Consider the following 25,801-nt stretch of genomic DNA (forward strand, 5'->3'; position numbering starts at 1 on the left):
CGGGCTTACTCAGATCAGATGATTACGCTTGGCAAAATCCCTCAGGTACACCGCTGACTCCACTTTGAGTTTTCCAACCACACGGGTCTTGTAGGTGCTGACGGTCTTGTGACTCAAGTGCATGATTTCAGCGATCGCCTTGTTACTGATGCCCCGGGCCAGATGCTGAAAGATCGTCAGTTCCCGGTCAGAGAGGTTATCGATCATCTGTTTTTCACTCAGTTGTATCGAGCTCAGCGACACCGACGCCGAGGGTAGCTGGGCGAAATAGGTGTAACCGCCCATCACGGCATTCACGGCGCTGTGCAAGTGCTGCAAGTCATTGGACTTGGCGATATAGCCTGCGGCGCCGGCGTGCATGCAACGATCCTGATAAAACGTGGGGTCCTGGGACGTGAAGACCAGTACTCGACAGGACACCCCACTGATCTTGATTCGCGCCAGTACATCCAGCCCGTCAAGCGAGGGCATCACCAGATCCAGTACCACCAGATCAGGCTTGAGTTCGCGGATCTTCGGCAAGACCTCATTACCACACGCCGCTTCGTATATCTGCTTGAAACCCTCCTGCACCAATATGACTTTGACTGCGGCGCGAACCACCGGATGATCGTCCACAATCAGCACTGACTTCATGGCAACTCCCTGTGCAACAAAAACGACGATTGAGCAGATCAATGCCCATAAACCCGGCCCGGTTGAACGTACTGGCTGCGCAAAGACTTTTGCATGGAAACCCGGGCTCAGCTACCTGACAGAAATGACAGTGCCGACGAACGGTAGACGAGGGTCGATGATCGCCATCAGCCGCGCAATGGCTGCCAGATCAGGCAGCATTGCGTGGCTCACCTCAACCTTCTGTTGAACGCAGGCAGGAATGGGCGGGAGTTGCGCCTGCTGACCGTCATAGATCAAGGCGTGATGAACCTGTTGGTTATCAAGGAAAAAATCGAACAGGTTCAACGCCCCGCCCGCCAGCGAGGCATTGATGACCACCAGATCAAATGGCTCGCAACCGTATTCGACCAGGGTCAACAGCTCTTCACGGCTGTGCACCGGTGCTATCCGGTAGTAGTCGAGTTGATTGAACAGTCGCTCGACCTTCATGCGGTGAAAATGCAACTCGTCGGCGATCAGGATACGTAAGGCTTTGTTCGACAACGTGGGCCCCCAGGAGAGTGTCAGATTCGTGAGGGCGCAAGGCTACGGAAGACCTGTCGAGCTTTCTGTAGGACTTTTCCTAAAAGCCGCGTCCATCTTCCGGTGACCTGTCCAAACACGCTCCTTCTGTAGAAGCTGCCGCGGGCTGCGATCCTTTGATCTGGCTTCTCGGCAATTTGTGCTCGAGGATCAAGATCAAAAGATGGCAGCCTTCGGCAGCCTCCTGCGTTTGGGTATTGCTCACCATCGCTTTGAGCGCAAACGAAGGAAAGGCATGTGGAGGGGGAATCGCGGGGTTCTTCAGGAAGGGTTCAGGATTGAATGTTTTGGGTACTTTCAAGGGCCTCATCGTCGGAACGCCGCCCGGAGCCGGCTCACTCCCACATTGGCCCTGCATTCACAGTTCCATTGTAGGAGTGAGCCTGCTCGCGAAGGCGGCCTCACAGGCACCAAAAATCTCAGCTGGCAGTCGCCAACAGCAAGTCCATCACCGAACGGCCATGCCCACGTGCCTTGCCATGGTCATACAACGAACCGGCAATCTCATCCGCCCGAATCGGCAGGATCGACAGCAAGGTGTCGCTCAAGCCATGGCTGGCCTGGCAGAAGCCCTGCATATAGATGCCGGCCTTGCAGCGCTCGTCAGTGATCAGTTTGTAATTACGGTCTACCTCGAAGTCGCCCAGATACTGCTCCAGCGGCGCCAGCAGTTTGCGGTGCATCTGACGCTCGTAACCGGTGGCCAGCACCACGGCGTCGTAATGACGGACCGTGACTTCGCCGGTGGCGTTGTTGCGCACGGTCAACTCGATGCCGCGCTCGGTGGCGGTGGCTTTTTCGATGGTGGTCAAGGTGCGGAACGCATGGCGCGCGATGCCCGAGACTTTCTGACGATAGAAGATGCCGTAGATGCGTTCGATCAGGTCGATGTCCACCACCGAATAGTTGGTGTTGTGGTACTCGTTGACCAGACGCTCGCGCTCGCTGCTCGCCTGCTGGAACACCAGATCAGTGAACTCCGGCGAGAACACTTCGTTGACGAACGGGCTGTCGTCCGCCGGTTTCAGGGCCGAGCCACGCAGGATCATGTCCACCTGCACCGACGGGAAGCTGTCGTTCAAATCGATGAACGCTTCCGCCGCGCTCTGCCCGCCGCCGATGATCGCAATGCTCATCGGCTGGTTGTTCACGCACGGCTGCTGGACCATCTGCGCCAGGTACTGGGAGTGGTGGAACACCCGGCTGTCAACCTTGAGCGCCTTGAACGCTTCGGGAATGCGCGGTGTTCCGCCGGCACTGACCACCACCGAACGGGTGGTGCGAACGTGCTGCTGACCTTGGGCATCGCGCGAAATCACCCGCAGCGCATCGACCTGTTGGTTGTGCAGCACCGGCTCGATGGTCAGCACCTCTTCGCCGTAGCGGCTCTGCGCTTCAAATTGCCCGGCGACCCAGCGCAGGTAATCGTTGTACTCCATGCGGCACGGATAAAAGGTGCCCAGGTTGATGAAGTCCACCAGACGACCGTGGTGCTTGAGGTAGTTGACGAAGGAGTATGGGCTGGTCGGGTTGCGCAGGGTCACCAGGTCCTTGAGGAAGGAGATCTGCAACTCACTCTGGGTCACCAGGGTGTTGCCGTGCCAGCGGTAGTCGGCCTGCTTGTCGAGAAACAGAACATCCAACTCGCCCTGACTCGGCCCGCGCTCTTGCAGAGCGATGGCCAGCGCCAGGTTCGAAGGGCCGAAACCGACGCCGATCAGGTCGTGAACGATGGGCGATGTAATTGCCTGTGTCATTTCCAGTGTCCTCTGGATGAACCCCTCAACAAGGGGAATAAGCCTAAGTGACCTGATGCAGGACAGCAGGTCGTCTGTTGAGTAGGAACGAGGACAATGAAAAAAAATTTAGAGAGGAGAGATCAGTGGGCGTCCCACTGCCGCATCCGCACACGGCAATGCTTCATGGCATTGACGATGTGCTTCTCCACCAGCGCGCGCGAAATACCGAGGTGCTCGGCAATCTCCGGATGCGACAGGCCTTCGATCTTGCGCAGCAGGAAACTCTCGCGGCACAGCCGTGGCAATTCCGCCAATGCACGCTGAAGCATCTCCAGGCGTTGACCGTGATCGAGGCTGTGATGGGGGGATGGGGTGAAGTAGCGCTCTTCGGTGTCGAGCACTTCCAGCGATTCGACCTGACGCAGGGCATTGCGCCGATGGTCATCGATCACCAGGTTGAGCGCGGTGCGATACAGGAACGCCCGAGGCTGCTCGATCGGCGTGTCGCTGGACCGCTCCAATACCCGCAGATAAGCGTCATGCACCACATCTTCGGCGACCTGACGGTTGCCCAGCCTGGCGTTCAAAAAACACACCAGCTCGCGATAGTAGTTTTCCAACATGACTCCCGGCCGCAGGGGTGCGGTTTCTGTCCTTGAGCCAGACCGACGACCGCCGAAATGGGCAGTGGCACGATAGTGGCAGTTCAAGGTGCGTAATTTATAGTAATTCTCATATAGATTTAAAGTATTGCTTCACCTTGACTGACAAATAGTCGCGAACTTGTGGGAGCGAGCCTGTGTGGCGAGGGGATTTATCCCCGTTGGGCTGCGAAGCGGCCCCGGCATTTCAAAGTTAAAGCGCGTTTACGACTGCTTCGCAGCCGAACGGGGATAAATCCCCTCGCCACACAAGCCCGCTCCCACAGGTTGCTTGCGTCGTGACCTAAATTCCCCGGTACTTTCCTCGTTTACAGGACAGCTCCCCGTCTCTGTCGCACGTTTTCGCGCACAGCCTGAACGACGGGCCGATATTCATTGGCCGGAACCCTGCATGAAACGTCCCCGACAGACCCGACGCGCCCTGCTTGTAGCACTGTGTCTGATCCCCGTTATCGCCGTGGCTGCCTGGCAGATCATCCCGCCCGGTCGCGACCAGTTCGCCACCGCTCAGGTCACCCGTGCCGACATCGAAAGCAGCGTCACCGCGCTGGGCACTCTGCAACCTCGACGTTATGTCGACGTCGGTGCCCAGGCGTCCGGGCAGATCCACAAGATCCACGTGGAAGTCGGCGATGGGGTGAAGGAAGGCCAGTTGCTGGTGGAAATCGATCCATCCACGCAACAGGCCAAACTCGACGCCGGGCGTTTCTCCATCGAAAACCTCAAGGCGCAGCTGCAGGAACAACGGGCGCAGCACGACCTCGCCCGGCAGAAATTCCAGCGTCAGCAGAACCTCAAGGCCGGTGGCGCCACCCGCGAAGAAGACGTACAGACCGCCGAGGCCGAATTGCGCGCCACCCAGGCCCGCACCGACAAGTTCCAGGCGCAGATCCGCCAGGCCCAGGCCAGCCTGCGCAGCGATCAGGCAGAACTGGGTTACACCCGAATCTATGCGCCGATGAGCGGAACCGTCGTCGCACTCGACGCCCGTGAGGGCCAGACCCTCAACGCCCAGCAACAAACGCCACTGATTCTGCGCATCGCCAAGTTGTCGCCGATGACCGTCTGGGCCGAGGTGTCGGAAGCCGACATCGGTCACGTCAAACCCGGGATGACGGCCTGGTTCACCACCCTCAGCGGCGGCAACCGTCGCTGGAACAGCACCGTGCGGCAGATTTTGCCGGTGCCGCCCAAGCCGCTGGACCAGACCAGCCAGGGCGGCGGCAGCCCCGCCAGTTCGAGCAAAAGCGGCAGCGCTCGCGTGGTGCTGTACACCGTATTGCTTGACGTCGACAACGCCGACAATGCGCTGATGGCGGAAATGACCACCCAGGTCTTCTTCGTTTCGGAGCAGGCGAAAAACACCCTGACTGCGCCTGTCGCGGCGCTGCAGGCCGGCACTGAAGCGAATAGGCAAATTGCCCAGGTCGTCGCCAAAAACGGCAGTATCCAGCAGCGCGACGTGCGCACCGGCATCAGCGATCGCCTGCGGGTGCAGATCCTCGACGGCTTGCAGGAAGGCGATCATCTGCTGATCGGCCCGGCCGACGGGAGTGGCGGCTGAATGCTGACGCCCCTGATCGACCTGCACGACATCCGCAAAGCCTACGGCGGCGGCGATTCACCGAAAGTTCACGTGTTGCGCGGCATTGACCTGTCGATCCATGCCGGGGAGTTCGTGGCAATCGTCGGTGCCTCCGGCTCCGGCAAGTCGACGCTGATGAACATCCTCGGCTGCCTCGACCGCCCGACCTCGGGCGAATACCGTTTCGCCGGGGAAAACGTTGCCGCACTCGACAGCGACGAACTGGCCTGGTTGCGCCGCGAAGCCTTCGGCTTTGTGTTCCAGGGTTATCACCTGATTCCGTCCGGTTCGGCCCAGGAAAACGTCGAGATGCCTGCGATCTACGCAGGATTGCCGGCAGCCGAACGCCACGCCCGCGCAGCCGCCCTGCTCGACCGCCTCGGCCTGGCCTCACGCACCGGCAACCGTCCGCACCAGCTCTCCGGCGGCCAGCAACAACGGGTGTCCATCGCCCGCGCCTTGATGAACGGCGGCCACATCATCCTCGCCGACGAACCCACCGGCGCCCTCGACAGCCACAGCGGCGCCGAGGTCATGACCCTGCTCGACGAACTGGCGAGCCAGGGCCACGTGGTGATCCTCATCACCCACGACCGCGAGGTGGCGGCACGGGCCAAACGCATCATCGAAATTCGCGACGGGCTGATCATCAGCGACAGCGCCCGGGACAACCCCGAAGCGCAGACCTCGGCCAACCCTGGCGCGCTGCAAGCGGTGGACTTACGCAAGCGCCTGACCGAAGGCGCCGAAGCCACCGGGGCCTGGAAAGGTGAACTGGTCGATGCGGTGCAAGCCGCGTGGCGGGTGATGTGGATCAACCGTTTTCGTACCGCACTGACGCTGCTCGGCATCATCATCGGCGTCGCGTCGGTGGTGGTCATGCTGGCCGTCGGTGAAGGCAGCAAGCGCCAAGTGATGGCGCAAATGGGCGCGTTCGGCTCCAACATCATTTACCTCAGCGGCTCGTCACCAAACCCGCGAACGCCGCTGGGCATCGTCACCCTGGATGATGTCGCTGCGGTGGGAAGCTTGCCGCAAGTGACACGGATCATGCCGGTCAATGGCCAGGAGGCCGGGGTTCGCTTCGGCAACCTCGACCACTTGAGTTACGTCGGCGGCAACGACACCAACTTCCCGGCGATTTTCAACTGGCCGGTGGTGGAAGGCAACTATTTCACCCAGGACGATGAACGCAACGCAGCAGCCGTCGCAGTCATCGGGCACAAGGTGCGGACCAAGTTGCTCAAGGACGTCGCCAACCCGATCGGCCAATACATCCTGATCGAGAACGTGCCGTTCCAGGTGGTCGGCGTGCTTGCGGAAAAAGGCGCCAGCTCCGGCGACTCCGACAGCGACGACCGCATCGCCATCCCCTATTCCGCCGCCAGCGTCCGACTGTTCGGCACCCACAATCCCGAATACGTGGCCATCGCCGCCGCCGATGCACGCAAGGTCAAAGAGACGGAAAAAGCCATCGAACAGTTGATGCTGCGCCTGCACAACGGCAAGAAGGATTTCGAACTGACCAATAACGCGGCGATGATTCAGGCCGAGGCACGCACGCAAAACACGCTGTCACTGATGCTCGGCTCGATTGCCGCGATCTCGCTGCTGGTGGGCGGGATCGGCGTGATGAACATCATGCTCATGACCGTGCGCGAACGGACTCGGGAGATCGGTATCCGCATGGCCACCGGTGCCCGACAACGGGACATCCTGCGCCAGTTCCTCACCGAAGCGGTGATGCTCTCGGTGGTCGGCGGGCTCGCCGGGATCGCCCTGGCGCTGATCGTCGGCGGCGTGCTGATCCTCAGCGAAGTCGCCGTGGCGTTCTCCTTGATAGCGGTGCTCGGCGCCTTCGGCTGCGCCCTGGTCACCGGTGTTGTCTTCGGCTTCATGCCGGCCCGCAAAGCTGCCCGACTCGACCCGGTCACGGCCCTTACCAGTGAATGATCTATCTATGAAGCCGCAACTCAGTTTGCTGACTCTTTGCCTGTTGCTCGGCGCCTGTGGCAGTCCCGCCCAGCGCCCGGACAGTGGCCTCCAGCCGCCCGCTGCCTGGCAATCGCCACACACTCAAAGCGCTACCCGCAGCCACCTGCAATGGTGGACGCAGTTCGGCAGCCCGGAGCTTGATCGCCTGATCGCACAGGCGCGGGTCGGCAGTTACGACTTGGCCGCCGCCATCGCTCGGGTGCGTCAAGCGCAAGCCGATACCGTGATTGCCGGCGGCTCTCTGCTGCCGGAGGTCAAGGCCGGCCTGAACGCCAATCGGCAGAAACTATTGCGCGGCAACGGCTACAGCCAGCTCGATGCCGACGGCGATAACAAGGCCGTCGATTACTTTAACGCCAACCTCAGCGCCACTTATGAAGTCGACTTCTGGGGCGGCCAACGCGCCTCCCGCGACAGTGCGCAATTCGGCTTGCAGGCCAGCGAATTCGATCAGGCGACAGTGGAGTTGACGCTGCTCAGCGGCGTCGCCAACAGCTACGCGCAAAGCTTGTCGTTGCGTGAGCAAAGTCGCATCGCCGAGTTGAATCTGGCGAACGCGCAAAATGTTTTGAAACTGGTGCAGACGCGTTTTGACTCAGGCTCGGCAACTGCCCTTGAACTGGCGCAGCAGAAGAGTCTGGTCGCCGCGCAACAACGGCAATTGCCGTTAGTGCAGCAACAGGCCCGGGACGCACAGATCAGCCTTGCCGCCCTGCTCGGTCGGCCGGTGCAGGAGTTGTCCTTGGGTCAGGAACGCTTTGATCAATTGTCATGGCCAACCATTGGCGCTGGCCTGCCCAGCGAACTGATCAGCCGTCGCCCGGACATCGCCCGCGCCGAAGCGCAATTGGCCGCCGCACAAGCCGACGTCACCGTCGCCCGTGCGGCGATGCTACCGAAGGTCACGTTGAGCGCGGAACTCGGATCGGGCGCGGATCGTGCGGCGGACATGATGCGCAATCCTTTCTACAACCTCACCACCGGATTGCTTGCGCCGGTCTTCAACAATGGTCGTTTGAGCGCCGAGCGTGATAAAGCCACGGCCCGCCAGGAAGAATTGCTGGAGACGTATCGCGGGGCGATCATCAATGGCTTCGCCGACGTGGAAAAAGCGTTGAACAGCATTCGCGGCCTGGACGAGCAGCGGCAGTGGCAAAGTGAAGAACTGAACCAGGCACAGACCGCGTTCAACATTGCGCAAAGCCGTTATCAGGCCGGTGCCGAGGATTTGCTGACGGTGCTGGAGACACAGCGCACGCTGTATGCGGCGCAGGATTTGAATGTGCAACTGCGGTTGTCGCGGATGCAGGCGAGTATTGCGTTGTACAAAGCGCTCGGCGGCGGGTGGCAGGTGTTGTGATTTGCGGCGCCAGTGAATCCGCCATCGCGAGCAGGCTCGCTCCCACAGTTGATCTCAGGTGCTCACACATAATGTATTCGCCATAGATCCATTGTGGGAGCGAGCCTGCTCGCGATTGAACGATAACGCGGTATCACCTGCTTAAGTGGTAACTGGTTTAGCCTTCAAATGCCGCGCATACCAAGGCCGCTGCGGCACTTTGCGGAACAGATCCTCCAGCTTCTTCTCGTCCTCACCAAAGGTAATCCGCAACGCCAGCTTCATGGTTTCCGGGTCCATCTCCACCGACTTGCCGGCCTGTAATCCCGGCGTGGTGGCGCAACCATGGGTGCTCGGGCCGAGCCACGGGTCGTCGATCTCGACCCAACGACCGGGCGCAAACCAGGGCACGCCACTCACTTCCAGCCGACTGACCTCCCCCGGATGAAAGCGTTCGTGCGCACGGAACCAGTCTTCCAGTCGATCATCGATCCAGCCATGGAAATGCCAGAAAACCGGGTTTACATGAGACGAAAACGGATCGCCGAGGAAGTCGTTTTCCGGCGCATACCAGCGTGCGGAAAAGTCCGAGGGATCCCGGGCGAACGGCACGGGTTGGCCGTTGGACGGATCACGTGGCACCGAGGCCCAACGCATGTGCAGCCAGTCATGCAGCCCTAATTCGACCTCTGAACCGAACTGACCCAGGGTCAATTTCGACAGGTAACGCGGATCGCGATACTGCGATTCCCAGACCTGGAAATTGCTGTGGTAAGTTTCGGCGGTCTTGATGTCGCTGACCCATTGCGAGTACTCGGCATCGTCGTCGGCCAGCCAGGTCGGCGGCAGCGCAGTGCCGTCGTGGTTGTCGAAATAACGGGCGAAGCCAATGCGATCACGCGCCAGTTCCGGCTGTGGCAAGGGGAAATGCGACCAGGACGGCAAGTCTTGCAGGGAGCGCGCCTTGCCGAGCATGTGTCGGTGCATGAAGAAGAAATCCACGCCCGAGCCGTTACGATCCTTGCGCGCGCCACGGGCATCACGCTCCTTGTCTCGCGGGCCAGGCTGCCAGCCAATGCCGCGCAGGGCGCCGCGCTTGTCTTCGGACAACGTGTGCCATTTGTCCCGGGAGGCATGCCAGAGCTGGTGAAACAGCCGATGCTCCGGAGACACCAGCCAGGCCAGCAATGGTGGATTGAGACCGCTGCGCTCGCGGGCTTCGGGGAATAGGCGTTTGACGGCAATGAAGCGATTGTCCTGGGCCGTCAACATCAACGGACGATCCAGATTCAACACCCGACCACTGAGGGTGCCGCTGCCAGCGTTGCCGAAACCGGCCCAGACTTCGTCCAGCAACAGGCTGAATTCGTAATCCGCTGCGCCGCTGGCGCTGAGCAGCCGCCAGCTCAATTGCGCCGGTTTGGCGCCGGCCAGATCGCCGAGCACCCGGTAACGCGGCGTTTCACTGGAACGCAAACGCTCGGCGGTGTCGAGGAACCCGCTCAGGCCGCGACCTTTGTGACCGATGTCGAGAAACACCTCCAGCCCGTCCCGTGGCAGGCCTTCGATACCGGCGTCACGCCCCTCGAAACGAATCTGCCAGACACCGCGCAAGGTGTTCGCCAAATGCTGGCCAGCGACATCCGCGACATCGAATGACGCTTCGCCGGGGGTGATCGTCGGATCCGCTTTCGTCCATTCACGATGCCCATAAAAAGCCGCAGGCACGGCGGCGCCGGTCAGCGCCAGACCTGCCATGAACCATCGTCGAGAAATCGTCATTGCCCTACCTGTGTCAGCCATGAAGCAGGCTTTATCCAAGCTAGAACGTTTGTTGCGCCCACAAATTTAAAAGCATCGCGAGCAAGCTTTGCTCCTACAGGTCTTGGGCGGCAACCACAAACCTGTAGGAGCAAAGCTTGCTCGCGATGAGGCCGGCACAAACACCTAAATTATTGGACGGGCCACTCGTTCTTCCCAGATAGCAAAGGCCCCTGCGCCTGCTCCCCCTACGGCGGACCTGACTGAGACGGCAATGACAAAACCACGTTCGAAAAAGGCTCTTTACATCGGCCTGCCGCTGGCCCTGGCGATCAGCGCCGGTGCAGGCTTTGCGGCCTGGGATTACTGGTTCAAAAACAATCCCGGTTACCCGGTCAAGGTGATGAAACAGGCCGATGAGCTGCACGAGCGAATCCTCTCCTTCGACAGCCACGTCACCGTCCCACTGGACTTCGGCACCGCCGGCAATGAAGCGGACAAGGACGGCACCGGGCAGTTCGACCTGGTCAAGACCGGGCGTGGACGCCTGTCCGGGGCAGCCCTGACGATTTTCGGCTGGCCGGAAATCTGGAACGGCGCCAACGCCCCGCACCGCCCCACCGCCGGGTTTGTCGACGAAGCACGGTTCGAGCAGGAAACCCGCTACAAAATCATCAGCACAATGGTTCGCGACTTCCCCAATCAGGTTGCCATCGCCTACACCCCTGACGACTTCCGACGCCTGCATGGCGAAGGCAAGTTCGCGATCTTCATGAGCATGCTCAACGCCTATCCGCTGGGCAACGACCTGAACGCCCTGGACAAGTGGGCAGCGCGCGGCATGCGCATGTTCGGCTTCAGCTATGTGGGCAATAACGCCTGGGCTGACTCGTCCCGGCCGCTGCCGTTTTTCAACGATTCCCGCGACGCCCTTGGCGGCCTCTCGGAGATTGGCAAGCAGGCCGTGCACCGCCTCAACGACCTCGGCGTGATCATCGACGTCTCGCAGATGTCGACCAAGGCCCTGGAACAAGTTGCGCAGCTGAGCCGTGCGCCGATGGTCGCGTCCCACTCGGCGCCGCGAGGGCTGGTGGACATCCCGCGCAACCTCAGTGATCAGGAAATGCAGCTGATCAAAAACAGCGGCGGCGTGGTGCAGATTGTCGGTTTCCCGACTTACATCCGTCCGCTCAGCCAGGCCACCCAGGACAAACTCAACGCCCTGCGCGCACGCTTCGACCTGCAACCGCTGCAAGGCCTGGAGATGGCGCTGATGCCGGGCGATCCAGTGATCACCGTCTGGTCCGAGCAACGTTTCGGCGAGTACGCCAGTCAGCTCTATGCCATCGTTGACGAGGAGCCCAAGGCCACGCTCAAGGACTACGGCGACGCGATCGACTACGCGGTGAAGAAAATCGGCATCGACCATGTCGGCATCAGTTCCGACTTCAATGATGGCGGCGGTCTGGACGGCTGGAAGGATGTCAGCGAGGCACGCAACGTGACAGCCGAGCTGATCAGTCGCGGCTACGGCGAAGCCGATATCGCCAAGCTCTGGGGCGGCAACTTCCTGCGGGTCTGGGACTTGGTGCAGAAGTCTTCCAAGCCTGTGGCGAAAAACTGATTCTCTCTTTTGCAGAAGCGAACCGAGCACATGACCAACCGTCGTTCATTCCTCAAGCAGGCCGGTATTCTCGCGGCCGGCCTACCCTTGGGCGCAGCCGTGAACCTGCCGGCGCTGGCCGCCAATCCGGCGCCGCTGCCGAAGGATAAATGGGCGCAACTGCGCCAGATGTTCAATCAGGACCCGGATTACCTGCACTTCGCCAACTTTCTGGTGACCTCGCACCCCAAACCTGTGCGTGACGCCATCGACATGCACCGCGCCAACCTCGACCGTAATCCCGGTCGGGCCATGGACTGGGACTTTGGGGAAACCGAAAAGCGCGAGCAGGAAGTGCGCGTCTGGGCCGGTCGTTACCTCAAGGCCAAGCCCGAGCAGATCGCCCTCACCGGCAGCACCACCGAAGGCCTTTCGCTGATCTACGGCGGCATTCATGTGCGCCCTGATCAGGAAATCCTCACCAGCGAACACGAACATTACGCGACGAACTATGCCCTGGCTTACCGCCAGCAAAAGGACGGGGTCAAGGTTCGCAAGCTCAAGCTGTTCGAGAACAGCCACAGCATTTCCGTGGATGAAGTGCTGGGCTCGATTGCCAAAGGCATTCGCCCCGAAACCCGAGTGCTCGGCATGACGTGGGTGCAATCGGGCAGCGGCGTGAAACTGCCGATCGGCGAGATCGGCAAACTGGTGGACGAACAGAATCGCAACCGAGAGGAAAAGGACCGCATCCTGTATGTGGTCGACGGCGTCCATGGCTTCGGCGTCGAGGACCTCGACTTCCCCGACATGCACTGCGATTTCTTCATTGCCGGCACGCACAAATGGATGTTCGGCCCGCGAGGTACCGGGATCATCTGCGCCCGTTCGACCGAGCTCAAGGACGTGACACCGACCATCCCGACGTTCTCCGAAGCCACCACCTTCTCGACCATCATGACCCCCGGCGGCTATCACAGCTTTGAGCATCGCTGGGCCTTGAATGAAGCCTTCAAGCTGCACCTGGACCTGGGCAAGGCCGAGGTGCAGGCGCGCATCCACGCGCTGAATACCTATGCGAAAAACCGCTTGCTGGAGCACCCGCGGATCGAATTGGTGACGCCAAAAAGCCCGGACCTGTCGGCCGGTTTTACCTTCTTCCGGATCAAGGATCGCGACTGCGAAAAAGTCGCCGTGCAGTTGATGGAAAACCGCGTGGTCTGCGATTCGGTGGACCGCGACGTCGGCCCGGTGATCCGCATCGCCCCCGGCCTGCTCAACACCGAAAACGATATCGACCGCTTCATGGCCTTGCTGAACAAAACCACCTGACGCCATGACGCAGAACCCTGTGGGAGCGAGCCTGCTCGCGATAGCGGTGGATCAGTCACCATCAATGTTGAATGTGATGGCCCGATCGCGAGCAGGCTCACCCCCACATTGGACCTGGCGCGACACCCGTTTTTTTATATCGAGATGATTCATGAACCGAAATCAATTGACCTTGCCGCTCAAGGCCCTGGCCCTGACCGCACTCATGGTCGGACTTTTGCCGACCACCGCCCAAGCGGCCGCCACCCCGCAACCGGGCAAGGTGTTCAAAGACTGCCGAGACTGCCCGGAAATGGTCGTGCTGCCCGCCGGCACTTTCACCATGGGCACCCCTGATGATGAAGTCGGGCGCGAGCCTGATGAAGGCCCGATGCACGAAGTGACCTTCGCCAAACCGTTCGCCATGAGCCGCTTCCAGGTCACTGCCGGTGAATGGGACAGCTACGTGCGCGAGAGTGGCGTGAGCATCGCCAACGGCGACACCCGGCCGGGTCGCGAATGCGTCGCCAGCAAGCCGCGCTATCCGCAAAGCCCGCGTCAGCCGGCGGTGTGCATGAACTTCGACGACGTGAAAAACTACGTCGCCTGGCTGTCGAAAAAGACCGGGCAGACATACCGCATGGTCAGCGAAGCCCAGCGCGAATATGCCGCGCGTGGCGGCAGCAAAGGACCGTTCCCCTTCCCGTTCGATGAGGGCAAGGAATACAGCATCAGCAAACACGCCAACACCTATGGCCCGGCGGACGGTTACAGCTTCAGCTCGCCAGTGGGCAGCTACCCGCCGAACGCCTTCGGCCTGTACGACATGCACGGCAACGTTTACGAATGGGTCGAAGACTGCGAACACCCGGACTACGTCGGTGCGCCCACCGATGGCAGCGCCTGGGTCGAGCCCAAATGCGAAGCCGTGCGGATTCGCGGCAACGACTGGGGCGAAGCGCCGGTGTTCTCCCGCTCCGGCAACCGCAACAGCCAGTACCCGCAAGAACGCGGCGACTGGATGGGCTTCCGCATCGTGCGTGACCTCTAAGCCATACCCCCCTCCTGTAGGAGCTGAGCTTGCTCGCGATAGCGGACTATCAGTCGACATCTCTATCGACTGGACGGCCGTCATCGCGAGCAAGCTCAGCTCCTACAGGGTTTTGTGTGGCACGCCCCGCCGCCAGTCGGCGCCCTTCTAAATTAAGCCTTCCACCAGACGTTCTACTGGGTATCTGCCTTCACGACCCAAGGAACTGTCTTCCATGACCCAGCCTACCCGTGGCGCCATCGGCGAATTGTTCGCCCTGTTGAAACCCTTTCGGCTCATCGTCGCCGCGTCCATTTTCCTGGGCATGGTCGGCGGCCTGAGCGTCACGGTATTGCTGGCGACCATCAACAACGCCCTGCATTCGGACACCGGCCTGACCCAAGGCGTGGTCGCCCTGTTCGCCGGCCTGTGCCTGCTGGCGCTGGCCAGTTCGATCTGCTCGGACATCGGCACCAACTATGTCGGCCAGCACATCATCGCCAAGCTGCGTAAACAGTTGGGTGAGAAGGTCCTGTCGGCACCGATCGAACAGATCGAGCGCTATCGCAGCCACCGCCTGATCCCGGTGCTGACCCACGACGTCGACACCATCAGCGACTTCGCCTTCGCCTTCGCGCCGCTGGCCATTTCCGTCACCGTGACATTGGGCTGCATGGGCTACCTGGCCATTCTGTCGTGGCCGATGTTCCTGATCATGGTCGCCGCCATCCTGATCGGCACCGCGATCCAGGCCTACGCCCAGAGCAAAGGGGTGCAGGGCTTCATGGCCGCCCGTGAGGCCGAAGATGAACTGCAAAAGCACTACAACGCGATTGCCGAAGGTGCCAAGGAATTGCGCATTCATCGCCCACGCCGCCAGCGCATGTTCGTCTCGGGCATCAAGGCCACGGCCGAATTCATCTGCAACACCCAAGTGCGTTCCATCAACACCTTCGTGATCGCCAAGACCTTCGGCTCGATGCTGTTCTTCGTGGTCATCGGCCTGGCCCTCGCGCTGCAAAGCTTTTGGCCGAGTACCGACAAAACCGTGATGAGCGGCTTCGTGCTGGTGCTGCTTTATATGAAAGGCCCGCTGGAGCATTTGATCAGCACCCTGCCAATCGTCAGCCGCGCGCAGATCGCTTTCCGCCACATCGCCGAACTGTCGGAGCAGTTTTCCACCCCGGAACCTCATCTGCTGCTCAGCGATAAGGGCAACGTCAAGCAAGCCGTACACGAACTGAAACTGGCCGATGTACGTTTCAGCTTCCCGGCGGCCGAAGGCGCTGCGCCTTTCCAGCTTGGACCGGTGAACCTGACGATCAAGCAAGGCGACATCACCTTTATTGTCGGTGAGAACGGTTGCGGCAAGACCACGCTGATCAAACTGCTGCTGGGCCTGTACACGCCGCAGCAGGGTGCAATCCACGTCAACGGCGAAGCGATCGACGCGCAGAACCGCGATGACTATCGCCAGTTGTTCACCACGATTTTTGCCGACTATTACCTGTTCGATGACGTGGTCCAGGGTGATACGCATATCCCCGAAGACGCCAACAAATACCTGCAACGGCTGGAGATCGCGCACAAGGTCAGCGTCAAGGATGGCAACTTCACCACCACCGACCTCTCCACTGGCCAACGCAAACGCCTGGCCCTGGTCAATGCCTGGCTGGAGGAACGTCCGGTGCTGGTGTTCGATGAATGGGCGGCCGATCAGGACCCGACCTTCCGGCGGATTTTCTACACCGAGCTGCTGCCGGACCTTAAACGTCTGGGCAAGACCATCATCGTGATCTCCCACGATGACCGTTATTTCGACGTGGCGGACCAACTGGTGCGCATGGAAAGCGGACGGGTTGTCACGGAGCTCGCCCCTGCCTGAATAAACGCCTCTGTAGGAGTACGGCTTGCCGGCGATGGCCAATTTGAGGACGCCATCGCCGGCAAGCCGTGCTCCTACAAGAGCGGGCGTTTCCCCCTTGTTCCACTCTTCCGAGATTTATTTTCCCGGTTTCTTTCCGGTTTTACGCTCGTGCTGCGTCTAATAATCATTCTTATTAACAAAAACTCTGCACAACATTTTTTCAGGAGCTCAGGTAAGTAATGCGACCTCAAACACGCCGCACACCTCTCGCGCTAGCCGTACAGCGCCCGACTTTGCATCGCACCCTGTTCACAAGCGTACTGCTGACCGCCACCTTGCTGGGGAGCTCGATGGCCAATGCTGCACCTGTAAAAGTGAACATTGCAGGTCAATCGCTTTCCAACGCGCTGACCCAGTTGGGCATGCAGACTAACCTGCAGATCCTTTACAGCCCGGATCAGGTTGCAGGGATCAAGTCCCGCGCGGTGTCCGGTTCTCTGGAGCCATCCGAGGCCCTCGCGGCTTTGCTGAAAGGCACTGGCATTTCGTTCCAGATCAGCGGCAATAGCGTCACGCTGGTGTCCGGCGGCTCAAGCCTGCAACTGGGCGCGACCACCATTTCCGGCCAGGCCCTGGGCCTGACCACTGAGGACACCGGCTCCTACACTACCGGCGCCACCACCACCGCCACCAAACTGCCGTTGACCCTTCGCGAAACACCACAATCGGTGACCGTGGTGACGCGTCAGCAAATGGACGATCGCGGCGCCAAGAGCGTCGGCGACGTATTGCGCAACACCCCCGGCGTCACGGCGCAGAAGTACGACAGTGACCGTACCGAGTTTTCCGCCCGAGGCTTCGCCATCACCAACTACCAGTACGATGGCATCAACCTCCCATACGACGGCGTTTACGGTGAGAACCCCAACAACAGCGACGACGCCGCCAGCCTCGATCGCGTCGAAGTCATCAAAGGCGCTACCGGCCTGATGACTGGCTCGGGCGACCCGTCCGCCACCGTCAACCTGGTGCGCAAGAAGCCGACCAAGGAATTCAAGGCTTCGGTCAGTGCCACCGCCGGTTACTGGGACAACTACCGCACCGAAGGCGACATCTCCGGCTCGCTGAACGACTCCGGCAGCGTGCGCGGCCGCTTTGTCGGCGCCCTCCAGGATAAAGATTCGTACATCGACCACTACAGCCAGAAGAAAGACCTGTTCTACGGCATCCTCGAAGCCGATCTGACGGACGACACCCTGTTGACCCTCGGCGTCGACAAGTCCAGTGCCACCCCGCGCGGCAGCTCCTGGACCGGCAACTCGCCGTACTTCACTGACGGCGGCCGTACCGACTTCTCTCGCAGTTTCAACCCCGGCGCCGACTGGAGCCGTCGTGATTTCGACAGCGTCACCTACTTCTCGTCGCTGGAACAAGCACTGGCCAATGACTGGAAATTCAAGGCCAGCTTCGACCAGAAAACCACTGATCACGATACCCAACTGGCCTCGGCCAGCGGTGGTTACGCAGACCGCGCCACGGGCGAAGGCAATTTCCTTTACTGGGGTCGCTGGGAAGGTCATCGCGTGCAGAACACGGCTGACGTGAACGTCTCCGGACCGTTCACCCTGGGCGGTCGCGAGCACGAACTGGTGGCTGGCTTCATGGCGTCCCACTCGCGCCAGACCGGTTCAACGTACGACACCAGCGCCTTCGAACTGGTGCCGGGCAGCATCTATGACTGGAACGGTAGCCTGCCGAAACAGGAGTTCCCGAAAAACGGTAAATACGAACGCACTCAAAGCCAGAACGGTCTTTACCTGGCCACGCGCCTGCGTCCGACCGACGACCTGTCGTTCATCCTCGGCAGCCGTCTGAGCACCTTCAAGTACAACGAGGATTACTCCTACTATCCGGGCGGCACCCTCACCGACACTCACGCCAGCTACAAGGAACACGGCGTTGTCACGCCTTACGCCGGTGTGGTCTATGACCTGAACGATACCTACTCGGTCTACGCCAGCTACACCAAGATCTACCAACCTCAGATCAACAAGGACATCAACGGTTCGACCCTGGCACCGGTCGAAGGCGACAGCTACGAAACCGGCCTGAAAGCGGCCTACTTCGAAGGCAAACTGAACGCCAGCCTGGCCTTCTTCCGCATTGAGCAAGACAACGTCGCTCAATCGATCGGCACCGATTTGAATACGGGCGATGGCATTTTCAAAGCCACCGACGGCGCCACCACCAATGGTGTGGAACTGGAACTGGCCGGCGAACTGGCTCAGGACTGGAACGTGTCTGCCGGCTACACCTACGCCCGCACCCGTGACAAGGACGAACAACGCATCTTCGGTTTCCCGCTGGCCTCCAGCAAACCGGAACACGTAGTGCGTACGTTCACCACTTACCGTCTGCCTGGCGCGCTGAACCAATTCACCGTCGGTGGTGGTGTCAGCTGGCAGAGCGCTTTCTACGGCCAGAGCTACAGCCCCAACGTAGGCAACGGCGAAGGCGGCAGCACCATGCTCAAACAAGGCGGCTACACCCTTGTGGACCTGATGACCCGTTATCAGTACGACGAACACCTGAGCTTCACCGCCAATGCCAACAACGTCTTCGACAAGAAGTACATGTCGGGCCTGGGCAACTTCGGCACCACGTTCTACGGAGAGCCGCGTAACCTGCAGATTACGGCGAAGTATGATTTCTGAGCGGTAGGCTGAAATGAAAAAATGCCCGTGTCGTGAGATCCGGGCATTTTTTTTGGTTATGAATTTGTGTGAATGCCGCCTTCGCGGGTAGCTCCCACAGGGGATCCTCAGTGGAGATAGAATGCGAGTGCGACCAGAGATCAAAAATTGGAAGCAACTGTCATGGCGGTTTTTATTTTGGGGACTGTATCCAGAGTATCTTGCGAGCGATCAAATAATATTAAAACGCTGTTTAAGCCCTACTTCTGTAAGAAAAGTACTACATGGATTAACAGATCCATGTCGTCTGCCAGGTCGAATGGTGCATGAGTACAGGGGCAGCTGTATTAACGGCCCTCGAGTTACTAGAGTGACACTTCATTCGGGATGACCACCTCGCTCCGGGTACATGTTTGAAAATATTGAAGATAATTAAAACAAGACAAATCCAGAAAGATTTTTTTACATTTTACGACTTCCTCAATAAATGTTTTCTGCTAGTTTTTGTAACGCCTGCTGATGCAGGATCAATCTAAAATTTGAACAAGGAACGTACTATGAAATCTGCAATCGATCTATTTAGCACTGAAGTAACCGGCGTTACCACCAAAGGTGTGTGCCTCTGGTAAATGCACAAAAGATGAGGGGAGTTAAATCCCCTCTTCTTAGTTTGGACGATCTCAGGTTTCTTAGGGACAGGAGCAACGACCATTATGGATGACTTGGGTTATCATACTATTTGGGATATTACCGGTGTGGATGCCCGCTTGTTAAAAGACGCACTTGCACTGCACGATTTCTTCCTCGGCACCTTGCAGCGTTCGCGTTTCACTGTGCTCGATCACCTAATACACAAATTTAGTGCTGGCGGGGAGGGGGTAACTGGCCTTTATTTACTGTCCGAATCCCACCTTTCCTATCACACCTACCCGGAAAGCCACTACATCAGTATCGACGTCTATACATGTGGTTCGAATAACATGTCGATCAATGAAGGCATACTGGAGTTTTTCGGTAGCGATGTGCAGATCGCCACCCACACACTTCTTCGCGGAAGCAATGTTCTCATTTCCGAAGAGGTGGAAAATGAAACTTATCAATAACGGCATGGTTAAATTCGACTACCAGTTCCCCTTGTACAATTTCTTTTTCCCTTCACAATCCCTAAATACCTTTCGCCCCAGCGAAGCACAGTTGTCCGGCTTGCTCGATGGCGCCAACGCCAAGGCGAAGTCGCGGGCATTGTATTTTCATATTCCTTTCTGCGAAGCCATCTGTTCTTTTTGCCCGTTCACCCGTGGCTTGTACAAAAATGAAGAAGATATCAACCGCTATACCAAGGCATTGATAAAAGAAATCGAATACAAGTCCCGGCTGATGGACTTTAAAGCCGTTCCGGTCAGAGCGATCTTTTTCGGTGGCGGCACGCCTTCGCTGCTCTCGCCACAAAATATCAATGACATCGGCGAAGCTTTACACCGTTATTTCGATATGTCGACGGTCGAGGAGTTTTCTTTCGAATTCAACATCACCAGCGTCACGCGGGAACGCAATATCGCGCTGGCTGACATTGGCGTTACGCACGCGCGCTTTGGCTTGCAGACCATTGATCCCACCTGGCGCAGACTGTTCAATCTCAACGAAGACATAGCCGAAATCGAGCGAGCGTCCAATCTTCTGGTTCCCACGTTCGAACGTGTTCTATGCGACATCATGTACGGCATGAACGGCAGCAGCGAGACTCAGACCTTGCTAGATATCGACAAAGCCGTCGAACTGGGTCTGAGCAATATTGATATTTACCCGATCAACAATGTTGTTACATCGGTAAAACTTCACAAGCAAATCAAAGAACGCACTGCCGCAGTGTTCCCGGCCATGCGCAAATTGAACATGAAGCTGATGATCGACGAGCATATGCGGCATAAGGGCTACCTGCCTTACAACGGCCATGGTTATGTGCGGCGCACCAGTGCGCAACCGACATTGATTACTCGCGAATATTCGTTCATCTACCACGAGCATGTGTACGGTTATACCGATCATGACTTGCTGGGCTTCGGCGTCGGGGCCATCTCGTCGGTGTCGGAAAACGTGATCACCAATACCTCGTTGCGCGAGCAATATATCGCCAAGATGACCGCTGGCGACTATGTCTGTCAGGTCAGCCAACATGCCCCGGTGCTCGATCTTGTCAAGCCCGTTGTGATGCGGCTCCCCTACCACGGGGAAATCGTCAAGTCCAAGGTGGCGATGAGTCAGTTGCCTCAAGGCTTGCTGGAGCGATTGCATGAATTAGTCGAAGCGGATTTGGTCATTGAAACAGACACAACCTTCGAACTGACCAAGCTGGGCTGGTTGTGGTACAGCAACGTTATGTTTTACTTAATTCCGGAAAGTGAACAAAACATCTTGAAAAAGTTAGTATTCGAAAAGCTTAGTGCTAACGGAAGAGATATAACTCGAGATGAGTTGATTTACTCCGCAGGCTAGTACTACTCAGCAGGCAATGATATGCGGGCACTTGCGTTAAACTATGGTACTCAACGGCTTTCGGTCGCCTACTTTTTTTCCAAATGCGGCGAGTTTGCATTCGAAACAGCATTTGCCGTGGCCGTTGTTACCCTGACCGATGCGGACTTTCTGTTAATTGGCCTGGTTTATTTTTTCCGTTACCTGCCCAGCGCATTGTTTTCCCCGGTGGGCGGGTGGTTGGCCGATAACGTTGAAAAGAAATCCACGCTGGTCGCCGTCGAATTATTGAAGTGTGCAGTGGCAATGGTGCTGTTTGCGGTGTTCGAACATGCCCAGGCTTCGTTGTCTGCGGTCATCGTGGCATCCATGCTCATGACCGCACTTGATTGTCTTTACACCCCAACCTTTCGTTCCTATTTTCCCGATATCGTAGATAACGAAGATCTGCCTTCTGTGAATAGTGGGATACAGGTTATTGAAGATATCTCTTCGATCATTGGCCCGCTCATATTCTCTCTTATTACAATTCTGCTGGCGCCCAGTTATGCATTTGCATTCTTCTCGGTCAGCTTGCTGGTGTCGGCCGCCTGTACCCTGACCCTGCTGTCATCACCGAGAAGCGTAAAAAAGCCGTTCCACCTACTGGCTATTTTCAAGGATGCCACTCGCAGCGTCGGCAGCCTACGCAAATTCAATACGCCGCTATTTACCGTCATTTGCTGCACGACGCTGTGCGCCATATTTGCCACATCCGTCATACGCTTCATATTACCGGCCGCGGTCATCGAAAACTTTCAATCCGAGGCCGCAGTAGGTTACATATTTTCCCTACTGGCGCTGGGGACCGTGATCGGCGGCATGCTGTATGTGAAATTCAACTCGACGACAACCGCGCGTTCGGTAATCCACTACTGGCTGCTGTATGGCGTACTTTTTTTACTCACCGCCATCGCCCTGGAGTTCAACACCTACCTGTTCATCTGCTTGCTGCTGGGCGTTGGTTTTATCGGCGCCTTTGTAGACATTGCAATCATCACCAACATTCAATGCCTGTCGAACCCGCAGGAAGTCGGTAAAAACTTTTCCCTGTACTACTTCACGGCTGTCATTGGCGATGCCGTGTCCGGCCTTATTGCAAGTCTCATGTTCCTGATCGTGGGGCCGGCCACTTTTATCGGCATGACCTTCATGCTGTGTATTGCACCCTTGGGTTGGAGCGTAAGGAGAGATGATGCAGACAAAGATTGTTTGTAGTGCAACCGTCCGCCTTGATGAGCGGCCAGGGCTTGCGGTCGTCGCTTTTGCAGAGTGCAGTAATCTGCTCTGGGCTTCCGCGCTCGTACTGAACCTGGAAGATGCGTCGACGGATCGTGTGATCGACAGTGTCGACAGATGGCGTATTCCGCTGTTTGTGATTCGGGACGGCGATCAGAACCTGTGTTCTTCAGCGCTCGCCAAACTTCGCCCGACCCAGCTTCAAGTGCCGTTGTCGGACGTTGCCACAGCCTGCGTCATCGATGCCGCCAGAGCCTTCGAGTCGGCGGCGTTGCCGCCTTTTAGCTCGGCCATCGCCGAGTTCGTCTCAAGGAAAAGACCTACCTTTGCCTGCCCAGGTCATCAGGGTGGCCAGTGTCTTGACCTGCACCCCGCCGGGTTGCGCTTCAAACAGCTGCTGGGCGGAGAATTCTTCACCGTGGATGTGCCCCACGCAGCGCCCGAACTTGGCGATGTGCTCAGCCATGAGGGGCCAATCAAGCAGGCAGAGGATCTAGCTGCCGAGGTGTTTAATGCCGACGAGACGTATTTTGTCTTGAACGGCACCTCGACCGCCAACAAGATCGTCACCAGCGCGTTGCTCGCTTCGGGCGATCTTGTGCTGATGGATCGAAATAATCACAAGTCAGTGTATTTGGGTGCGCTTGTGCAAAGCGAGGCGCGTGCGGTGTATCTCGATAATTTTCGCGATGACTGCGGCGTGCTCGGTGGCTACCGAAAAGGCGCCTTGCAAGAGGATCAGCTCAGGGCCAGAGCGGCCAGAATCGACGAGACCAGGGCCAGGCAGCCAAGGCCGTTTCGCCTGGCAATCGTGCAGCACGCCACGTGCGATGGCGTTGTGGTGGACGCCGGCGCGCTGCTGGAGCGAATAGGTCACCTATGTGATTACGTTCTATTCGACTCCGCTTGGTTGGGCTACGAGCCTTTTGTCGACCTGCTTGCCCACAGATCGCCTCTGCACATTCCACTTTCGCCGGATTCCCCGGGCATCATCGTGACGCAGTCCGTCCACAAACAGATGTCCGGGCTTTCACAAACCTCGCAGATCCATAAAAAGGACAGGCATATCCAGAATCAGCAGCGCTATTGCTCAGGCCACGTGTTCAATAGCGCGTTCATGCTGCATTCATCGACCAGCCCGTTCTATCCCTTGTTCATGTCATTGGAGATCAATGCGGCCATTCATGCCAATGGCAACGGTCAACGGCTATGGAGTTCTGCTGTTTCGGTCGCTAGCGAATTCAAACGACAGGTCGATAGACATTGCCGGATCATCAAACCGTATTACGGCAACAGGACGCCGCAGGCTCCAAGCGCGCAGGACGATCTTTCCCCGGAAGTCTGTGCAGAGGAATTCCGTCCCCTCAGCCGCAACGCCCGCCCAATCGAAGGTGGCCTGCACTACCTGGACCCGTGCAAGGTTATATTCACTACGCGTGCGAGCAAAGACGCATTAGATTCCGAGTACGTTTCCATTCCCGCGAGCATCGTCACTTATTACCTCAGAGAAATGAACTTCACCCCGGAAAAATCCGACTTCTATAATTTCACATTACTGGTATCTCCTTCTTCCGACGCAGTGCAACTGACTCGATTGATGTACGCACTGAAGCAGTTGGAGCGAGAACTGGCGAACGGCACATGGGTGACCGACGTGTTGCCGTCGCTTGCCAACGCCGGACACAATTACGCCAATATCTCTTTGCGTGAACTGTGCAACGTTATCAACAACCTGTTTCAGCACTACCAGATCGAACAGCTCCAATCGGACATATTCAGTTCTGTGACATCGGCGCAGGCAGTGTTGACACCCCATGCGGCAAACCAGGCCTTCGTTCGGGGACAGTACAAGCTGACCGGTCTTGCAGACGTCCTGGACCGTGTGGCTGCCGAGGGGGTGATCCCGTATCCGCCTGGAGTCATGTGCATTGCGCCCGGGGAGTGCTGGAATGCGGCATTGATCGATTACCTCACGGCTGTGCAAGCCCTGATCAATATCTATCCCGAGTTCGCGCCCCATATCCAAGGTGTGTACTACAGCCACCACGACGACGGTACGGTGACCCTGCTGGTCAATGTACTGCACGGCGTAACGGTCTAATGTCGATGCGTACGGGAGAGTAAATGGCTGCCACGACAACTGGCACGAACGAGCGCAAGTTCATTCATGTCGACATGGACTCTTTTTTTGTTTCCGTCGAACTCCTCGACGCGCCCCATCTAGGCCTGCGCCCCGTCGCAGTGGGCGGCACGGCTGCCGACCGTGGCGTGATCAGTACGGCGAACTACATCGCCAGGAAGTTTGGCGTCAAAAGCGGCCTGGCCACCGCGACGGCGCATCGCTTGTGCCCGGATCTGGTACTGCTGCCAACGCGGTTCGAGGTGTATGAAGCTATCACCCGAAAGCTCGACGAGATCTTCAGGCGATATACCGACAAGGTTGAGTTTCTGTCGCTGGACGAGGCATCTCTTGAAGTCACGGGGCAGACATGCTTCAACGGCTCGGCCACCTACATGGCCGCGCACATCCGCGCTACGGTTCAGCAGGAACTGGGCCTTACGGCATCTGCGGGGGTCGCACCGTTGAAATACCTGGCCAAGATTGCTTCGGAAGTGCAGAAGCCAAACGGAATGTTCGTCATCACACCGAACCAGGTACGAGGTTTTCTCGACGAACTCGATGTTCGAAAAATTCCTGGTGTCGGCCCCAAGACCTACGCGGTGTTGGAAAATCTGGGCTGTAGACTGTGCAAGGATATTACAGAGGATAAAATCCCCGCGCTGATGCGCTATCTCGGCGTGCACGGATTCTATGTCTGGGAGCGATGCCAGGGTATCGAAGAACACGACGAACGGGGCAGCGATATCAAATCCGTGGGCACTGAAAGAACACTCCCCCTCGACTGCCATACGCTTGCCAGTTGCCTGAAAGAACTGGATCGATTGTCGGAAGGCCTGAGGGAACGTATTGCAGAAATGGGCGATGACTACCTGATCATCAAAAATCAGGTGAAACTTAAATTCTCCGACTTCTCGATCTCATCCACGGAGGCGCCAGCCACTACCCTGTGCCAACACACCGTCACGTCGCTTTGTCGGCTGCTCTGGGATACCCGTCGGGAAGGCCGGGCCGTGCGGTTGATCGGGCTCTCTGTAAAAGTCAGAAGAAAGGTCGAGGACGACATTCAACTAGCGTTTCCATGGTAGGTAATACACCCGAGTGGATAGAGGCCTAAATGGTTAGGCATTACGAACTTTCCAATTCC

At 58.2% G+C, this 25,801-nt stretch carries 19 protein-coding genes; 13 read left to right on the forward strand and 6 right to left on the reverse strand.

Features of this window, described 5'->3' with window-relative positions:
• Positions 1-9 precede the first annotated feature (9 nt).
• From ACYZUA_RS22750 to ACYZUA_RS22770, 5 genes are all read right to left on the reverse strand, one after another.
• Positions 10-636, reverse strand: coding sequence for a response regulator (locus ACYZUA_RS22750; protein ID WP_461960699.1), 627 nt, complete (start codon positions 634-636; stop codon positions 10-12).
• Positions 637-747: 111 nt separating this feature from the next.
• Entirely contained in the window at positions 748-1,161 is a 414-nt protein-coding gene (locus ACYZUA_RS22755) for a response regulator (RefSeq protein ID WP_461960700.1), read from the reverse strand.
• Positions 1,162-1,240: 79 nt separating this feature from the next.
• Entirely contained in the window at positions 1,241-1,501 is a 261-nt protein-coding gene (locus tag ACYZUA_RS22760) for a hypothetical protein (RefSeq protein WP_461960701.1), read from the reverse strand.
• A 118-nt stretch (positions 1,502-1,619) separates the two neighbouring features.
• A complete protein-coding gene (locus tag ACYZUA_RS22765) occupies positions 1,620-2,957 on the reverse strand; it encodes a lysine N(6)-hydroxylase/L-ornithine N(5)-oxygenase family protein (RefSeq protein ID WP_461960702.1) in 1,338 nt (445 codons plus the stop codon).
• Between the two features lie 122 nt (positions 2,958-3,079).
• Positions 3,080-3,562, reverse strand: coding sequence for a sigma-70 family RNA polymerase sigma factor (locus ACYZUA_RS22770; protein ID WP_461960703.1), 483 nt, complete (start codon positions 3,560-3,562; stop codon positions 3,080-3,082).
• A 430-nt stretch (positions 3,563-3,992) separates the two neighbouring features.
• Between ACYZUA_RS22770 and ACYZUA_RS22775 the strand changes: the two genes are divergently transcribed.
• From ACYZUA_RS22775 to ACYZUA_RS22785, 3 genes are read left to right on the forward strand one after another with little or no spacing between them, the layout of a single operon-like run.
• Positions 3,993-5,165, forward strand: a complete 1,173-nt coding sequence (locus ACYZUA_RS22775) for an efflux RND transporter periplasmic adaptor subunit (protein ID WP_461960704.1) — start codon at positions 3,993-3,995, stop codon at positions 5,163-5,165.
• Complete coding sequence (locus ACYZUA_RS22780; protein ID WP_461960705.1) at positions 5,166-7,139, forward strand: MacB family efflux pump subunit; 1,974 nt, start codon at positions 5,166-5,168, stop codon at positions 7,137-7,139.
• A gap of 7 nt (positions 7,140-7,146) precedes the next feature.
• Entirely contained in the window at positions 7,147-8,541 is a 1,395-nt protein-coding gene (locus tag ACYZUA_RS22785) for an efflux transporter outer membrane subunit (RefSeq protein WP_461960706.1), read from the forward strand.
• A 141-nt stretch (positions 8,542-8,682) separates the two neighbouring features.
• Here the strand turns inward: ACYZUA_RS22785 and pvdP are convergent, their stop codons facing one another.
• Positions 8,683-10,302 (reverse strand): pyoverdine maturation tyrosinase PvdP, encoded by a 1,620-nt coding sequence (gene pvdP, locus ACYZUA_RS22790; RefSeq protein WP_461960707.1) that lies wholly within the window; start codon positions 10,300-10,302, stop codon positions 8,683-8,685.
• Between the two features lie 253 nt (positions 10,303-10,555).
• On the opposite strand from pvdP, the gene pvdM reads away from it, so the two are divergent.
• The 10 genes from pvdM to dinB all read left to right on the forward strand — a co-directional run bounded on the left by pvdM (position 10,556) and on the right by dinB (position 25,742).
• The gene (gene pvdM / locus ACYZUA_RS22795; RefSeq protein WP_461960708.1) at positions 10,556-11,905 is read left to right on the forward strand and encodes a pyoverdine-tailoring dipeptidase-like protein PvdM; all 1,350 of its coding nucleotides are present in this window, start codon (positions 10,556-10,558) and stop codon (positions 11,903-11,905) included.
• 30 nt (positions 11,906-11,935) lie between these two features.
• On the forward strand, positions 11,936-13,216 hold the full coding sequence (gene pvdN / locus ACYZUA_RS22800; protein ID WP_461960709.1) for a pyoverdine-tailoring periplasmic protein PvdN: 1,281 nt from the start codon (positions 11,936-11,938) through the stop codon (positions 13,214-13,216).
• Positions 13,217-13,367: 151 nt separating this feature from the next.
• Complete coding sequence (gene pvdO, locus ACYZUA_RS22805) at positions 13,368-14,246, forward strand: dihydropyoverdine dehydrogenase (protein WP_461960710.1); 879 nt, start codon at positions 13,368-13,370, stop codon at positions 14,244-14,246.
• Between the two features lie 214 nt (positions 14,247-14,460).
• Positions 14,461-16,110 carry a cyclic peptide export ABC transporter gene (locus tag ACYZUA_RS22810; RefSeq protein ID WP_461960711.1) on the forward strand — a complete coding sequence of 550 codons (1,650 nt, stop codon included), beginning with the start codon at positions 14,461-14,463 and terminating at the stop codon, positions 16,108-16,110.
• A gap of 221 nt (positions 16,111-16,331) precedes the next feature.
• Positions 16,332-18,806 carry a TonB-dependent siderophore receptor gene (locus ACYZUA_RS22815; protein ID WP_461960712.1) on the forward strand — a complete coding sequence of 825 codons (2,475 nt, stop codon included), beginning with the start codon at positions 16,332-16,334 and terminating at the stop codon, positions 18,804-18,806.
• A gap of 692 nt (positions 18,807-19,498) precedes the next feature.
• Positions 19,499-19,888, forward strand: coding sequence for an adenosylmethionine decarboxylase (speD, locus tag ACYZUA_RS22820; protein ID WP_461960713.1), 390 nt, complete (start codon positions 19,499-19,501; stop codon positions 19,886-19,888).
• Positions 19,872-21,278 carry a coproporphyrinogen-III oxidase family protein gene (locus tag ACYZUA_RS22825; RefSeq protein WP_461960714.1) on the forward strand — a complete coding sequence of 469 codons (1,407 nt, stop codon included), beginning with the start codon at positions 19,872-19,874 and terminating at the stop codon, positions 21,276-21,278. Before speD ends, ACYZUA_RS22825 begins: the two co-directional genes overlap by 17 nt.
• Positions 21,279-21,299: 21 nt before the next feature.
• A complete protein-coding gene (locus tag ACYZUA_RS22830; RefSeq protein ID WP_461960715.1) occupies positions 21,300-22,514 on the forward strand; it encodes an MFS transporter in 1,215 nt (404 codons plus the stop codon).
• Entirely contained in the window at positions 22,492-24,636 is a 2,145-nt protein-coding gene (locus ACYZUA_RS22835) for an Orn/Lys/Arg family decarboxylase (protein ID WP_461960716.1), read from the forward strand. The genes ACYZUA_RS22830 and ACYZUA_RS22835 overlap by 23 nt, the downstream gene beginning before the upstream one ends.
• A 23-nt stretch (positions 24,637-24,659) precedes the next feature.
• On the forward strand, positions 24,660-25,742 hold the full coding sequence (gene dinB / locus ACYZUA_RS22840; protein WP_461960717.1) for a DNA polymerase IV: 1,083 nt from the start codon (positions 24,660-24,662) through the stop codon (positions 25,740-25,742).
• Positions 25,743-25,801: the final 59 nt, after the last annotated feature.

The organism is Pseudomonas sp. LS2P72, from assembly GCF_054897865.1.